This is a genomic window from Streptomyces sp. NPDC059874 (assembly GCF_042731135.1).
In the GTDB taxonomy this organism is placed as follows: domain Bacteria; phylum Actinomycetota; class Actinomycetes; order Streptomycetales; family Streptomycetaceae; genus Streptomyces.
This window is the reverse complement of sequence record NZ_JBHWJY010000044.1, coordinates 53,738-68,374: the sequence shown is the minus strand read 5'-3', so window position 1 is coordinate 68,374 and position 14,637 is coordinate 53,738. Positions and strand designations below refer to the sequence as shown.

Below are 14,637 nucleotides of genomic sequence, written 5' to 3'. Positions count from 1 at the left end.
AAGGAACGGACGCTTCCTTCGTACTCACCCTCTCGGGCTTTCCTCCGGGCTTTCGTTCTGCTGTCTTGCGTTTCCGACTCTATCAGACTCTTTCGGGCCTGACTCCCAGTCAGCGGGATTTGCCTTCCGGGCTGTTGGGCCCTTCCGACTCCCGAACTCTAGTGGATTTCCCGGACGATTCATAATCGGCCTTCGGAAATTCATTCGGGCATGCCGAATGTGTTCCCGGTGGGAGATCGTGCTGAGTTGGGTGCCGCAACGAGGCGGCGGGATTCGTTGTCGCCAAAACCTTCCGGCTCTGGGACAACTCGAAGAACCTTACGGAGTCACAGGGTCTGTGTCAACTCCGGGTCAGCTGGGCGACTGGAGGTCCTCCACGCGGTCCAGCAGGCGGGTGAGCATGTCGCCCAGGACTCCGCGTTCCGCGGTGGAGAGGTCCTGGAGGAGGTCCTCCTCGAAGACCGTGGCCGCGCGCATCGCGTCCAGCCACTTGCTGCGGCCTTCGTCCGTCAGTTCCACGATCACGCGGACGCGGTTGTTCTCGTCCCGCTCGCGGGTGACCAGGCCCTCCGCCGTCATGCGGTCGATCCGGTGGGTCATCGCCGCCGGCGTGAGGCCCAGCTGCTTGGCCAGTTCGCTCGGGCCCATCCGGTACGGGGCTCCGGAGATGACGAGGGCCTTGAGGACCTCCCACTCCGCGTTGCTGATGCCCAGGGCCGCGGTCTGGCGTCCGTACGCGACGTTCATGCGGCGGTTGAGGCGGCTCAGTGCCGACACGACCTTCTCGACCTGGGGGTCGAGGTCCTGGAACTCGCGCTGGTAGACGGCGATCTGCTCGTCGAGGCTCGGCTCGTGGACGGGCGTAGTGCCGTCGGGGGTGTCACCCATGGGTCGAAGTATCGCATGAGCTCGTTGGCGTCTAACTCCTTCGGTGTGTAGAGTTAAGGATTGAAGTTTAGAGATGAAGTCTTTCGGTCTTCAGTTACAAGGCAGGTGAGAAGTGACCAAGGTGATGGGCGCTGCGATGCGGCGGATCCAGGCTGGGAACGCGTTGACCGCGTTCGGCATCGGCTTCACGGTTCCGTACCTCTACATCTATGTGGCGCAGGTGCGAGATCTGGGCTCCATGGCCGCCACGAGCGCGTTCGTGGCGTTCGCCCTGGGCGCTCTCGTCGCGCTGCCCTTCACCGGTCGGGTCATCGACCGACGTGGTCCCGTCCCCGTGGTCATGGCCGCCGCGGCGGCGGCCTCGGTGGGGGCGCTGTCGCTCGGGCTCTCCACGGGGATCGTGCCCATCCTGCTGTCCGCCCTGGCGCTCGGCGCCGGGCAGGCCGTGATGCAGCCGGCGCTGGCCACGATGATCGTGTGGTGCTCGACCCCGGCCACCCGGACGCGGTCGTTCGCGCTGCAGTTCTTCATGCAGAACCTGGGGCTCGGGATCGGCGGGCTCATCGGCGGGCTCATCGTGGACAAGGACCGGCCCGCGAGCTTCATCCTGCTGTTCGGCATCGAGGCCGTGATGTTCCTGGTGCTGGCCGGGGTCATCGCGACCGTGCGGATGCCGCAGGCGCCGGGCTTCAAGGACGCGCGTCCGAAGGCTCCGGCTCAGGGTGGCGGTGGCTGGAAGCGGATGCTCCGGCACAAGGCCATGGTGCAGCTGTGCGTGCTGGGGTTCGTACTGTTCTTCGCCTGCTACGGACAGTTCGAGTCGGGTCTGGCCGCCTTCGGTACCGAGGCCGCCGGCATCTCCCCCTCGACGCTCGGATTCGCCCTCGCCGCCAACACCGGGGCCATCGTGCTCGCCCAGTTCGTGGTGCTGCGGCTCGTCGAGAAGCGGCGCCGGTCTCGGGTGATCGCGCTGGTGGGGCTGATCTGGACCGTCGCGTGGGTCATCGCCGGCTTCTCGGGGCTGGGGCACGGCAGCGCGATGATGGCCGCCGCCGCGTTCATCACGACGTACGCGCTGTTCGGCATCGGTGAGGCCATGCTGTCGCCGACCGTCGCGCCGCTGGTCGCCGATCTGGCGCCGGAGGGTTCGGTCGGGCAGTACAACTCGGCCTTCGCCCTGGTCAAGCAGATGGCGCTGGCGCTGGGGCCGCTCGGCGTGCCGCTCGGTGCGGGCGTGCCGATGCTCTACATCGGGATCTTCGTGCTGGTGTCGCTCGGGATCGCCGGGCTGGCGCTGCGGCTCGGCAAGCAGCTGAGCCCGGAGCAGGACAACCCGTCGCTGGCGAGCAAGATCGTGGCGCAGGGTGGGCCCGCGGTCGGCGCCGGCAAGGCTGCCGCTTCGGAGCTGCCCGCGCACGTGTAGGCGTACGTACGGATACGCGGAAGGCCCCGGTCCTTGTGGACCGGGGCCTTCCGCGTATTCGGCTACTTGTCCGGCAGGGCGAATTCGCACCAGACGGCCTTGCCGCCGCCCGGGGTGCGGCGGGAGCCCCAGGCGGAGGCGATGGTGGCGACGATGGAGATGCCGCGGCCCGTCTCGTCGGCCGGTTCGGCGCGGCGGCGGCGCGGGAGGTGGTCGTCGCCGTCGGTGACCTCGATGATCAGGCGGCGGTCGGTGCGGCGCAGGCGCAGACGCATGGGCGGGGTGCCGTGCTGGAGGGAGTTCGCGACGAGTTCGCTGGCCGCGAGGACTCCGAGGTCGCACAGCTCCACGGGGAAGCGCCAGGAGGCGAGGACTCCCTGGGCGAAGGCGCGGGCGCGCGGGGCCGCCTCGATGCCGCCGAGGAGTTCCAGGGCGGCGTTGTGGAAGAGCTCGGCGTCGGCGCCGGTGCGGGCGGGCTGTTGGAGGACCATCACGGCGACGTCGTCGTCGTGGTCGGCGTCCACGCCGAGGGCGCGCATCAGGCGGTCGCAGATGACGGCCGGGGTGCCCTGGGCGCCGGAGAGGGCGCGTTCCAGGGCGGCGACGCCTTCGTCGATGTCCTCGCCGCGGCGTTCGACCAGGCCGTCGGTGTAGAGGACGGCTGTGGAGCCGGGGCCCAGCGCGATGGTGCCCGAGGTGTGGAGCCAGCCGCCGGTGCCGAGCGGCGGGCCGGTGGGGTCGGCGGCTCTGCGTACGGTGCCGTCCTCGTCGCGGACCAGGATCGGGAGGTGGCCTGCGGAGGCGTAGGCGAGCAGGCCTTCGTTGGGGTCGTGGACGGCGTAGACGCAGGTGGCGATCTGGCTGGCGTCGATCTCGGCGGCGAGGCCGTCGAGGAGCTGCAGGACCTCGTGGGGCGGGAGGTCGAGGCGGGCGTACGCGCGGACCGCCGTGCGGAGCTGGCCCATGACGGCGGCGGCGCGGACGCCTCGGCCCATGACGTCGCCGATGACGAGGGCGGTGCGGCCGGCGCCGAGGGTGATGACGTCGTACCAGTCGCCGCCGACGGCCGCCTCGGTGCCGCCGGGCTGATAGGTGGCGGCGACGCGCAGGTCGTCGGGCTGCTCCAGCTCCTGCGGGAGGAGGGAGCGCTGGAGGGTGACGGCGGCCTCGCGCTGGCGTCGCTCGCTGGCGCGCAGCCGCTCGACGGCTTCGGCGTGGTCGGTGACGTCGGCGAGGTGGATCAGGACGCCGGTGTGGGCCTCGGCTTCGCCCGCCGTCTCGGTCTTGGGGAAGTCGACCGGGGTGCAGGTGACGGTGTACGTGCTGGTGCCGCCGGGGGCGGTGCGGTTCTTGGCGGTACGGGGCTTGCCGCTGCGCTGGACCTGGTCGAGGAGCGGCAGGAGGCCGAGCTCGCCCAGCTCGGGGAGGGCCTCGTGGGCGGGGGCGCCGGGGATGCGGGTGCCGAAGCCGGCGGTGTAGGCGTCGTTGACGTAGGCGACGTGGTGGTCGGGGCCGTGGACGAGGGCGACCAGGGCCGGGAGCCGGCCGATGACCTCGCGGACGGAGAGCTCGTCGAGGGAAGGCGCCGCGACGGGGACGCCCGTCCGCCGGGCCGGCGTCGAGCCGGTGCCGGTGCCGGAGACCGTGGGGTCGGCGGGACCCCCGCCCGCGGGTGGCGCGGAGCGGTCGGCTCCGGGGTCGGCGCGGCCGCCGCGGGCGGCCGGGACCGAGCCTTCACCCCTTTTGGCCTGGGCGGCGGCGTGTTCGGTCCGGGCGGCGGCGCGGCGCTGCGTTCCGGGAAACCGGGCGCTCCAGCGCGTGAAGTTCACTGCGTTCAAGCCTCGTGGTGTCGCAAGTGGTCGCTGTGTCGCTCGTCGGGGTGGTCGCTGACTGGACGTTGTCACTCTGTGCAGGTGTGAGCCCACCTATGGTCACACGTCCAGTGTGGCCGACCGCACTGACAACGTCAGCCCTGGCTGTCCTGCGGGGGGTTGGGGGCGGGATTCGAGGGGGGCTCCTTGGGGCCGCCACCTGCGGCCAGTTCGAATTCTGCCCTGGGGTGTTCGAGGGAACCCAGGGAGACGATCTCGCGCTTGAAGAGGCCGGAGAGCGTCCATTCGGCGAGGACGCGCATTTTGCGGTTGAAGGTGGGGACGCGGCTGAGGTGGTAGGCGCGGTGCATGAGCCAGGCCGGGTAGCCCTTGAGCTTGCGACCGTAGACGTGTGCGACGCCCTTGTGGAGGCCCAGGGAGGCGACGGAGCCCGCGTACTTGTGGGCGTACTCGGTGAGCACCTCGTCGCGCAGGGCGGCGAGCAGGTTGTCGGCGAGGGCCTTGGCCTGGCGGAGCGCGTGCTGCGCGTTGGGGGCGCATTCGCGGCCCGGCTCGGGTGCGGTGATGTCGGGGACGGCGGCGGCGTCGCCGGCCGCCCAGGCGTGCTCGACTCCCTCGACGGTGAGGAAGGAGGTGCAGGCGAGGCGGCCGCGTTCGTTCTTGGGCAGGTCGGAGGCGGCGAGGATCGGGTGCGGTTTGACGCCTGCGGTCCACACGACGGTGCGGGTGGGGAAGCGGGCGCCGTCGCTGAGGACGGCGACGCGGTTCTCGCAGGATTCGAGCCGGGTCTCCAGGCGCAGGTCGATGTTGCGGCGGCGCAGTTCGCGGATCGTGTAGACGCCCATGTCGGGGCCGACCTCGGGCAGGATCCGGTCGCTGGCCTCGACCAGCACCCACTTCATGTCCTCGGGCTTGATGTTGTGGTAGTACCGCGCCGCGTAGCGGGCCATGTCCTCCAGTTCGCCGAGGGCTTCGACGCCCGCGTAGCCGCCGCCGACGAAGACGAAGGTGAGGGCCGCGTCGCGGAGGGCGGGGTCGCGGGTGGAGGAGGCGATGTCCATCTGCTCGATGACGTGGTTGCGCAGGCCGATGGCTTCCTCGACGGTCTTGAACCCGATGCCGTACTCGGCGAGCCCGGGAATGGGCAGGGTGCGGGAGATCGAGCCGGGGGCGAGGACGAGTTCGTCGTACTCGATCTCGATCGGGCCGGTTCCCTCGTCCTTGGTGGCGAGGGTGGCGACGGTCGCGGTGCGCTTGGCGTGGTCGATGTGGCGGGCCTCGCCGATGAGGATGCGGCACGACGGGAGGACGCGGCGCAGCGGGACCACGACGTGGCGCGGGGAGATCGAGCCGGCGGCCGCCTCGGGGAGGAAGGGCTGGTACGTCATGTAGGGCTCGGGGGTGACCACCGTGACCTCGGCTTCGCCGGATCTCAGCTTTCTCTGGAGCCGGAGTGCCGTGTACATGCCTACGTAGCCGCCGCCGACGATCAGGATGCGCGTACGGGGCGGGGTACCGGGGGCCGTGCCCCGGGAGTTAGCAGCCTTCACCATCCCATGACGCAACGTGGCCGGGAGTTTGTCCACAGGCCCGACAAATTGTGTGACCGGAGGTAGTGCCGAGGTGGGGTCGAAGCGGACCTTGGGTAGGGGTGGAACTTCGCAGGTCAGGGGGTGCGGAATGCAAGATTCCGGGAGTGTGTGAGGGAAAAGTGAGGATGAATGCTCCGATCGGGCGGTGCTCCGTCCGGGGCTGCCTCTTCTGAATTGACTCTGGCTCAACTATGTTCGTATCTCGTCGAGGAGTAGGACCGGGCCCAGAGACCGTGGCCCACTCGACACGAAGGCGGGGAGTGTCTCCGGGGGGAGACAAATGATTACCGGGGGAAACATATGAACATTTCCGATTTCCATGGTTCTGCGACCGCTCTTTCGGTCGAGAGCAACGGGCGCGCCGCCATCGCGAACGGCGCCACCACGCACGGCGTGGGCCGGTCCACGCCGCTGCGCGTGGATGCCCAGCGCAACCTCGAGCACGTCCTGCGGGCGGCCCGTGAGGTCTTCGGCGAGCTGGGCTACGGGGCTCCGATGGAGGACGTGGCGCGTCGCGCGCGCGTCGGTGTGGGCACCGTGTACCGGCGGTTCCCGAGCAAGGACGTGCTGGTCCGACGGATAGCCGAGGAGGAGACCGCGCGGCTGACCGAGCAGGCGCGGACGGCTCTGGGCCAGGAGGAGGAGCCGTGGCAGGCGCTGTCGCGCTTCCTGCGCACCTCCGTGGCCTCCGGCGCCGGGCGGCTGCTGCCGCCGCAGGTGCTGCGGGTCGGCGCGGCGAGCGAGGACGGGGTCGAGGGGGCCGAGGAGGCGCGGGTTCCGCACCAGCGCCAGGCTGCCGAGGCGGCCGGCGGGGCCGGCGGTGCGGCTCCGGAGGCTCGGGTCGTGGCCGCGCGCATCGCCGCCGAGGACGAGCCCTCGGACGATGCGGGCGCGGGTGCGCTGCTGGAGGTCGTCGGTCAACTCGTGGACCGGGCCCGGGAGGCCGGTGAGCTGCGCGGCGACGTCACGGTGGCCGATGTGCTGCTGGTGATAGCGACGGCGGCGCCCGCGCTGCCCGACCCGGCGCAGCAGGCGGCGGCTTCGACGCGGCTGCTCGACATCCTGCTGGAAGGGCTGCGCTCCCGGACCGTGTGAGTACCTGACGGTGCGTCCACCTGATGGTGTCGCGTGTACCTGACGGTGTGGGTGCCGACGGTGTGGGTGCCGGACGCGTCTGTTCGCTGATCGCTCTCGGGGACTCTCGGACTGATGTCCGTGGGGTTTTGTCGCCGGGCTACCGAAGTGTGCCCGGATGAGTGGATGGTGTGCAGACGGGTCCGGCGCGCTTCCGCCGTGTGACACGCTTGATCGGTGGACCGATTGAGTGTGTCGTTCGGGGGCGTCCGAGATGAGCGTTGACGGGCGGGAAGAGTCACTCGGTGGCGCCGGCGGCGAGGTCGTGGCGGGCGGTCTGCCCGCACGGCAGGTGCCGGCCCAGCGCGAGCCGGGCGGTACGGGCGGCGAGCTGCCGCCGTCCGACGGTGACTTGATCGCCCGGATGCGGGCCGGCGACGACGGTGCGTACGAGGAGCTGTTCCGTCGTCACGCCGATGCCGTACGGCGCTACGCGCGGACCTGCTGCCGGGACGGGCACACGGCCGACGACCTGACCGCCGAGGTGTTCGCGCGGACACTGCAGGCGGTACGGGGTGGGGCCGGGCCGGACCAGTCGGTGCGGGCCTATCTGCTGACCACCGTGCGCAGGGTCGCGGCCGCTTGGACGAAGACCGCCAAGCGGGAGCAGCTCGTCGAGGACTTCGCGGTCTTCGCCGAGCAGGCCGCCGTGGGTACCGGTACGGAGGGTGGCGGCGGGCTGTCGGGGCTGTCCGGCGACGACACGCTCGAACTGGGCGCGGACGTCCGGGCGATGCACGAGGCCGAGCGGTCCTTGGCCATGCAGGCGTTCCGGAGCCTGCCGGAGCGGTGGCAGGCCGTGCTGTGGCACACCACCGTGGAAGAGGCTTCGCCGAGTGCGATCGCGCCGCTGTTCGGGCTGAGTCCGAACGCGACCGCCGTGCTGGCCAGTCGGGCGCGGGAGGGGCTCAAGCAGGCGTATTTGCAGGCCCATGTGAGTTCGGCGCTGAGTGCGGGCGGCGACTGCGCGCGCTACGCGGACCGGCTGGGCGCCTATGCGCGCGGCGGGTTGCGGATGCGGGCGGAGCGGGGGCTGCGCAAGCACCTGGAGGAGTGCGCGAAGTGCCGGCTGGCGGCCGGGGAGCTCAAGGACGTCAACGCGGGCATTCCGGCGCTGCTGCCGGTGGCGGTCATCGGGTGGTTCGCCGCCGGGTACGCGGCCAAGGCGGCCGGGGTGGTGGCCGGTGGGGCCGTCGCCGCGGGCGGGGCGGGGGCCGCGGCGGCCGCTGCCGGTGGGTCCACCGCCGGGGCCGGGGCCGCGGGTGCTGCCGGGGCTGGGGCCGCGTCCGGGGCCGGAGGTGCCGGGGCCGCGGGTGGTGCCGGGGCCGCGGGTGGTGCTGCGTCGGGGGGTGCGGGTGCTGTGGTTTCCGAGGGGCTCGGGCTGCCCGCCAAGGCCGCCATCGCCGCCGGGATCGCGGTGGCCGCGGCGGCCGGGGTGGTGTTCGCGCTGGCCGGGGACGATGTCGAGCCGCAGCCCCAGGCGAAGCCGTCGCCGACGGTCGCGGCGCCCGCGCTGCCGGATGCTGTCGCTTCGCCGTCGCCCGCGCCTTCGGCGGAGCCGAGCCCGCCCGGACAGGAGCCGCCCGCGCGTGGGCTCGTACCGCCACAGCCGCGTGCGAAGCCGACGCCGAAGGGGCCGGGGGCCGTCGCTCCGCCGGCGCCGACGCCCTCCTCGTCCCCGTCTCCCTCGCCTTCGCCGAGCCGGGAGCGGCCCGCGCCGACGCCGCCTCCGAGCAAGCCGCCGACGCAGCCGAAGCCGGCGCAGGGGTTCACGCTGGCCGGGCTCGACTACGCCGCGTACGGGGACCACGAGGGGCCGGAGTTGCAGGCCCGGCACAGCAGCTGGGTGTGGCAGCGCTGGGGACTGTGGGTGGGCGACCGGCGGTTCGAGCACGGGATCACCGTGAACTCCCATTCCTCGGTGCAGATCAAGCTCAACCGGCAGTGCACGACCTTCTCCGCCCGGGTCGGGGTGGACGGCCTGTCGGCGCTCACCAACGGCCGGGTGCGGTTCTCCGTGTACGGGGACGGGGAGCGGCTGTGGCAGTCCGACGCCCTCGGGTACGAGAACGCGCCCGCGGCGGTGAGCGTCTCGCTGGCCGGGCGCTCGACGCTGCGACTGGTGGTGGAGCGGGCCGGACCGGGCCGGCTGCCGACGCTCGCCGGCTGGGGCGACGCGGTGATCAGCTGCCGGTGAGCGCCGTGACCAGCTCGTTCGGGGAGAGCGCCGCGCCCGCGGCCTCCTCCCGGGCGTAGCGGTCCGCCCCGAGCAGGGCGCGGGTGCGGGCCGGGAGCCCGTTCACGGCGCGCTCCTCGGGCACCGAGCGCGGATGGCCCGCGCGCCAGGCGGTGGCCGCCGCGAAGGCCCGTACGGCTTCGGCAGTCCGGTCGGCGTCGGCGAGCATCACGGCCGCCGCCTCCGCCATGCCGGCCAGGAAACGCTCGGCGCACTGTGCGGCGACGGCTTCCGCGAGCGCGGGCGTGATCGCTGCCAAACCGGCTTCCGGGCCCTGTTCACGGGCGGTGAGGACGGCTTCGACGGTGCCCAGCCCGGCGTTGAGCTGTGCGGGCACGGCGATCCGCGCGGCCTCGGCGCGGGCCCGCCCGCACTCGCTCCACGCGCGGGCGGTGTCGCCGCGCTGGAGGGCGAGCAGGGCGGAGAGGAGTCGGGCGAAACTGCTGACGTCGTACACCCCGCCGAAGCGGTCGGCCTCGGCGTCGGCTTCCGCGAGGCGCCGCTCGGCGCCGTCGAAGTCCCCGGCGCAGAAGTCGGTCTCGGCGATCCGGGCGATGGCGAAGGGCGCCTCGACGTGGGCGCCGACCTCGCGGGCGAGGCGCAGGCACTCCTCGTACTCCGCGCGCGCGACGTCGTACCGGCCGCGCGAGATGGCGACCTCTCCCGCGGCGCTGGCCACCTGGGCGCGGGCCCAGCGGTCACCGACGCGTTGGGCGATCTCGTGCAGTTCGGCGAGGTCGGCGTCGACGGTGGGCAGGCCGCCGGTGACGTCGATGGCGACGTGCGTGCGAAGCATGAGCGTGATGCCGAGTTCCCAGTCGCCCCCGTGGCGGCGGCAGTTGGCGACCGACTCGTCGAGGTTGGCGTGGAACTCCAGGGCGTCTCCGGTGAGGAAGGCGGTCGCCGGCCAGAGCATTCCGGGAAAGGTGACGGACTCGGGGGATTCGCCGTGCCGGAAGGCCCGCTTGATGCGCTCGGCGAGGTCCTGGTACTCGGGGGTGCGGAACTTCTCGGCGCCGTCGCTCTCTGCGAGCAGGAACATGCGCAGGACCTGGAGGCGCATGGCACACAAGTACGCGGGTGAGCCCTCGGGCAGGTCCGCGGGGGTGAGGGCGAGGGCCCGGGCGGTCCACTCGGCGCCCTCGGTGCGGTAGTTGCGCAGCCACCAGAACCAGCCGAGCGCGAGGACGAGGCGCTGGGCGGCGGGGGCGGGCGCGGGGGAGGGCGCGGGGTCCTCGGCGGTCGTGGTGGTGTGGAGGGCGGCGCGGAGGTTGTCGAGCTCGGTCTCGACGCGCCGGATCCAGGGGAGCTGGGCGGCGGAGCGGATGAGGGGTTCGGCTTCCTCGGCGAGGGCGAGGTAGTGGGCGGCGTGGCGGCCGGCGGCGACGCGGGTGTCGGCGGGGTGGGCGGCGGCGCGCTCGGTGGCGTACTCGTGGATGGTTTCGAGCATGCGGTAGCGCATGACGTGGGGGTGGGGGTGACCGGCGTCGTCCGGTTCCGCCAGGACGAGGGACTTGTCGACGAGGGAGCCGAGTACGTCCGCGGCCTCGTACGGGAGGTCCGCGCAGACGGCTTCGGCCGCGGCGAGGTCCCAGCCGCCGGCGAACACGGAGAGCCGGCGCAGGACGGCCCGTTCGGGCTCGTCGAGCAGGTCCCAGGACCAGTCGACGACGGCGCGCAGGGTCTGCTGGCGGGGCAGCACGGTACGGGCGCCGCTGGTCAGGAGCCGGAAGCGATCGTCGAGCCGGTCGGCGATCTGGCGCGGGGTGAGCAGGCGCAGCCGGGCGGCGGCGAGCTCGATGGCGAGCGGGAGGCCGTCGAGGCGGGCGCAGATCTCGGTGACGGCGGCCGGGTCGTCGCCGGTACGGAACCCCGGGCGGGCGGAGGCGCCGCGCTCGGCGAAGAGGCGGTGGGCGTGGTCGGGCGGCAGGGGTTCGACGGGGCGGAGGGTCTCGCCGGGTACGCCGAGGGGTTCGCGGCTGGTGGCGAGGATCCGTACGCCGGGGCAGTGGGTGAGGAGGCGTTCCGCGAGTTCGGCGGCGGCGCCGATGACGTGCTCGCAGTTGTCCAGGACGAGGAGGAGGCTGCGGTGCGCGCAGTGCTCCACGAGCTGGGTGGTCGGGTCGGCGGCGGCCGTGTTGTCGCGGGCGACCAGGGAGTTCTCGCGCAGGCCGAGGGCGCTGAGGGCGGCGCCGGGGACGGCGGCGGGGTGGTCGAGGCGGGCGAGCTCGACGATCCAGCCGGTCTCGGGGTGGGCGGCGGCCGCGTGTTCGGCGAGACGGGTCTTCCCGGAACCGCCGGGGCCGGTGAGGGTGACCAGGCGCAGGTGGGCCAGGTCCTCGCGCAGGGCGGCCAGTTCGGGCTCGCGGCCGACGAAGGAGGTGAGGCGGGGGCGGAGGTTGCCGCGGGCCTCCGGCGGCCGGGGGCGCGGGGAGTCGGGCCCGAGCCCGACGCCGGGCTCGGGCACGTACCCCTCCTCGGGCTCGGGGCGGGGGCCGGGCTTCGGCCCGTGGCCGGGCTCGGGCACATACGCCTGCTCGGGCCCGTGGCCGGGCTCCGGGCGGGGGCCGGGCTTCGGCCCGTGGTCGGGATCGGGCACATACGCCTGCTCGGGCTCGGGGCGGGGGTCCGACTTCGGCCCGCGGTCGGGCTCGGGCACATACGCCTGCTCGGGCCCGTGGCCGGGCTCCGGGCGGGGGCCGGGGGTGTGCCCGGGGGTGGTTTCGGGCTTCCGGGCGTGTGTGGTTGTGGGCTTGAGGGCCGGTGGGTGGTGCGGGTGGAGGAGTTCGGCGTGGAGGGCGGCGAGTTCGGGGCCGGGGTCTGTGCCGAGGGCGTCGGAGAGGGTGCGGCGGGTGCGCTCGTAGGCGGCGAGTGCGTCGGCCGGGCGGCCGGCGGCGCGTAGTGCGCGCAGCTGCTGCGCGCGGAGCGTTTCGTCGTACGGGTGCTGCCGGATCAGCGCCTCGATGTCCGGCAGGACGGCGGCCGGGGCGCAGGCCCCGCTGCGCAGGTCGGCCTCGATGCGGTCGCGGAGGGCGGCGTCGCGTCGGGCCTCGGGGCCGGCGGCGTGTGCGGTGCGGCCGGGTTCGGGCAGGCCGGCGAGGGCCGGTCCGCGCCACAGGGCGAGGGCGGTGCGCAGGGTGCGGGCGGCGGTCGCGGGGTCGGCTGCCAGTTCCTGGGCGCCACGGGCGGCCAGCCGGGTGAAGCGGTGCAGGTCGATGTCGTCGCGGTCGGCGGCGAGGCGGTAGCCGCCGGCGGGGTCGGTGTGGACGGTGTCCCGGCCGCCGAGCGCGCGGCGGAGTCGGGCGACCAGGGCCTGGAGGGCGGCGGTGGCGTCGAGGGGCGGGTCGTCGCCCCAGACCTCGTCGACGAGGACGGCGACGGGAACCGGGCCGCCGGCGCGCAGGGCCAGGGCCGCGAGGAGTGCGCGCAGGCGGGCGCCGCCTATCGGGAGGGGGGCGCCGGTCTCGTCGCGTGCCTCGGTGAATCCGAGGATCAGATACCGCACCTGCCAATTCTGCCTGGCCGACCCGGGGGTGGCAGCGGGATTTCGAGGGGCGCCCGCGTGCGGCTCGGGCGCCCGCGTGCGGTTCGGGCGTCCGCGTGCGGTTCGGGCGCCCGCGCCCGGCTCAGGTGATCGAGGTGTCGCCGTTGACTTCGAGGAGGGTGCGCAGGGCGTCCGCGACCGTGGCGCAGGTGGCGGGGTCGAGGGGGGCGAGGAGTTCCGCGTAGTGGCGCAGGTGGTCGGCCATCAGCGCCTCGGTGATCTTGAGGCTCCGCTCGGTCAGCCGGATCCGGACCGAGCGGCGGTCCTGGCCGTCGCGGACCCGTTCGACGAGGCCCTTGGCCTCCATGCGGTCGATGCGGTTGGTGATCGCGCCCGAGGTGACCATGGCGGCGGGGATGAGGGCGCCGGCGGTCAGCGCGTACGGGGGGCCCGAGCGGCGGAGGGTGAAGAGGATGTCGACCTCGCCCACCTCCAGGTCCCGTTCGGCCGCGAAGGCCTTGAGCTGCTTTTCGATGATCCGGTTCATGCGCTGGATGCGGGCCAGGACCTCGACGGCCCACAGGCCTTCCGTCAGGTCGGGGCGCTCGGCCGTCCACTGGCCGACGATCGCGTCCACTGCGTCGCTCATCTCGATTCCTCTTCCGCTTCCGCTTCGGTTCCGCACTCGCCGCGCCGCTCGCCACGCTCAGGATATCTCAACGTTGAGACACTTGACGTTGAGAGGGTCGGGTGATTTTATCTCAACGTTGAGATTATGAATCTTGAGATGGATCGGAGCGGGCACACCATGAGCACGACCGTGACCACGAAGACGAGCACGAACGCGACAACACGCACGGCCCCGGCCACCACGGCCGGCCGACCCCCCGTCCCCGTGTTCTGGCTGGCCCTGCTCGCCACCCCGGTGGCGGCCGGCGCCAACGCCCCCGTCCTGATCCTTCCCGACATGGCCCGCTCCCTCGGCGTGGCCACCTCCACAGCCACCTGGCTCGTCGCCTCCTTCGCCGGGTCCATGGCCGTCGGCATCCCCCTGCTGGCCGGGCTGCTCCGCCGCCGCGGCCTGCGCCCGACCCTCCGGCTGAGCGGAGCCCTCCTGCTGCTCGGCACCCTCCTCGTCGCGGCTTCCCCCTGGCTCCCGCTGACGCTCCTCGGGCGGGCCGCGCAGGCGGCGGGCGGGGCCGGGCTGGTCGCGGCGGCGATGAGCCTGGCCGGTTCGGCCCGCCGCATGGGTGTCATCAGCGCGGGCTTCGGCATGCTCGGCGCGGCCGGCCCGCTCCTCGGCGCCCAGCTCGCGCAGGCCGCGTCGTGGCGGCTCTCGCTCTCGGTGTCGGTGGTCTCGATCCTGGCGGTCCCGGTGGTCAGCCGGTACGCGACCGCGCCGGCGCCCGCACAGGGCCGGTTCGACGCACGCGGCGCCGCGCTCCTGACCGTGCTGGCCACGGCCCTGGTCCTGCTGCCCCACTCCCCCGCCGCCGGCCTGGGCTCCGCGGCCGTCGCCGCGGCCGCCCTCGCCCTGCACGTACGCCGGCGCCCCGACGGCTTCGTGCCGCTGGCCCTGCTCCGCAAGCCGGTGTTCCTCGGCTCGGCGCTGCTGGCGCTGGTGCTGTCCGGCTCGTACTTCACCCTGCTCTTCGCCGTGCCGCGGCTGCTCTCCGACCGGGCGGGCTGGGACCGCGGCGCGGCCGGCGCCGGTCAGCTCATCGCCCTGCTCACCGGGTCGGCACTGTCGTGGGTGCTGGCCGCCGCCTCGGCGCGCATGGGCCGGACGGCCGTACGCACGGTCCTGCTCGGCATCGGCACGCTGGCCGCGCTGACCGCGGCGTTCGCCGGCTGGGGCCCGCTGCTGCTGACCGCCACCCTCGGCGCCGTGTTCGCCGCCACCGGGGCCAACGCCGTCCTGTCGATGCACGCCGCCTCGGCCGCCCCCGAGGCCCAGCGGCCCACGGCCATCGGCCTGTTCACCCTCTGCTACCAGCTCGGCGGCGCCTTCGGCCCTGCCGTCGCGACCGCCCTGGTACTCGCCTGAG

9 protein-coding genes are annotated in these 14,637 nt (G+C 73.3%); 4 read left to right on the top strand and 5 right to left on the bottom strand.

Annotated features, from left to right (window positions below):
* Positions 1–351 precede the first annotated feature (351 nt).
* Positions 352–888 (bottom strand): MarR family winged helix-turn-helix transcriptional regulator, encoded by a 537-nt coding sequence (locus ACFV9H_RS24350; protein ID WP_266935367.1) that lies wholly within the window; start codon positions 886–888, stop codon positions 352–354.
* Positions 889–1,012: 124 nt separating this feature from the next.
* Between ACFV9H_RS24350 and ACFV9H_RS24345 the strand changes: the two genes are divergently transcribed.
* On the top strand, positions 1,013–2,311 hold the full coding sequence (locus ACFV9H_RS24345; protein WP_385401750.1) for an MFS transporter: 1,299 nt from the start codon (positions 1,013–1,015) through the stop codon (positions 2,309–2,311).
* A gap of 62 nt (positions 2,312–2,373) precedes the next feature.
* Here the strand turns inward: ACFV9H_RS24345 and ACFV9H_RS24340 are convergent, their stop codons facing one another.
* Entirely contained in the window at positions 2,374–4,140 is a 1,767-nt protein-coding gene (locus ACFV9H_RS24340; RefSeq protein WP_385401749.1) for a SpoIIE family protein phosphatase, read from the bottom strand.
* Positions 4,141–4,277: 137 nt separating this feature from the next.
* Positions 4,278–5,696, bottom strand: coding sequence for an NAD(P)/FAD-dependent oxidoreductase (locus tag ACFV9H_RS24335; RefSeq protein ID WP_385401743.1), 1,419 nt, complete (start codon positions 5,694–5,696; stop codon positions 4,278–4,280).
* A gap of 339 nt (positions 5,697–6,035) precedes the next feature.
* Between ACFV9H_RS24335 and ACFV9H_RS24330 the strand changes: the two genes are divergently transcribed.
* Both ACFV9H_RS24330 and ACFV9H_RS24325 read left to right on the top strand, forming a co-directional pair.
* Positions 6,036–6,830, top strand: a complete 795-nt coding sequence (locus ACFV9H_RS24330) for a TetR/AcrR family transcriptional regulator (RefSeq protein WP_385401741.1) — start codon at positions 6,036–6,038, stop codon at positions 6,828–6,830.
* 253 nt (positions 6,831–7,083) lie between these two features.
* The gene (locus tag ACFV9H_RS24325; protein WP_385401738.1) at positions 7,084–9,066 is read left to right on the top strand and encodes a sigma-70 family RNA polymerase sigma factor; all 1,983 of its coding nucleotides are present in this window, start codon (positions 7,084–7,086) and stop codon (positions 9,064–9,066) included.
* Here ACFV9H_RS24325 and ACFV9H_RS24320 read toward each other — a convergent pair.
* Positions 9,053–12,610 carry a BTAD domain-containing putative transcriptional regulator gene (locus ACFV9H_RS24320; RefSeq protein WP_385401736.1) on the bottom strand — a complete coding sequence of 1,186 codons (3,558 nt, stop codon included), beginning with the start codon at positions 12,608–12,610 and terminating at the stop codon, positions 9,053–9,055. The genes ACFV9H_RS24325 and ACFV9H_RS24320 overlap by 14 nt on opposite strands.
* A 121-nt stretch (positions 12,611–12,731) precedes the next feature.
* The gene (locus tag ACFV9H_RS24315) at positions 12,732–13,238 is read right to left on the bottom strand and encodes a MarR family winged helix-turn-helix transcriptional regulator (RefSeq protein WP_385401733.1); all 507 of its coding nucleotides are present in this window, start codon (positions 13,236–13,238) and stop codon (positions 12,732–12,734) included.
* A gap of 159 nt (positions 13,239–13,397) precedes the next feature.
* Here ACFV9H_RS24315 and ACFV9H_RS24310 point away from each other — a divergent pair, with 159 nt between their 5' ends.
* Positions 13,398–14,636, top strand: a complete 1,239-nt coding sequence (locus ACFV9H_RS24310; protein ID WP_385401731.1) for an MFS transporter — start codon at positions 13,398–13,400, stop codon at positions 14,634–14,636.
* Position 14,637 lies beyond the last annotated feature (1 nt).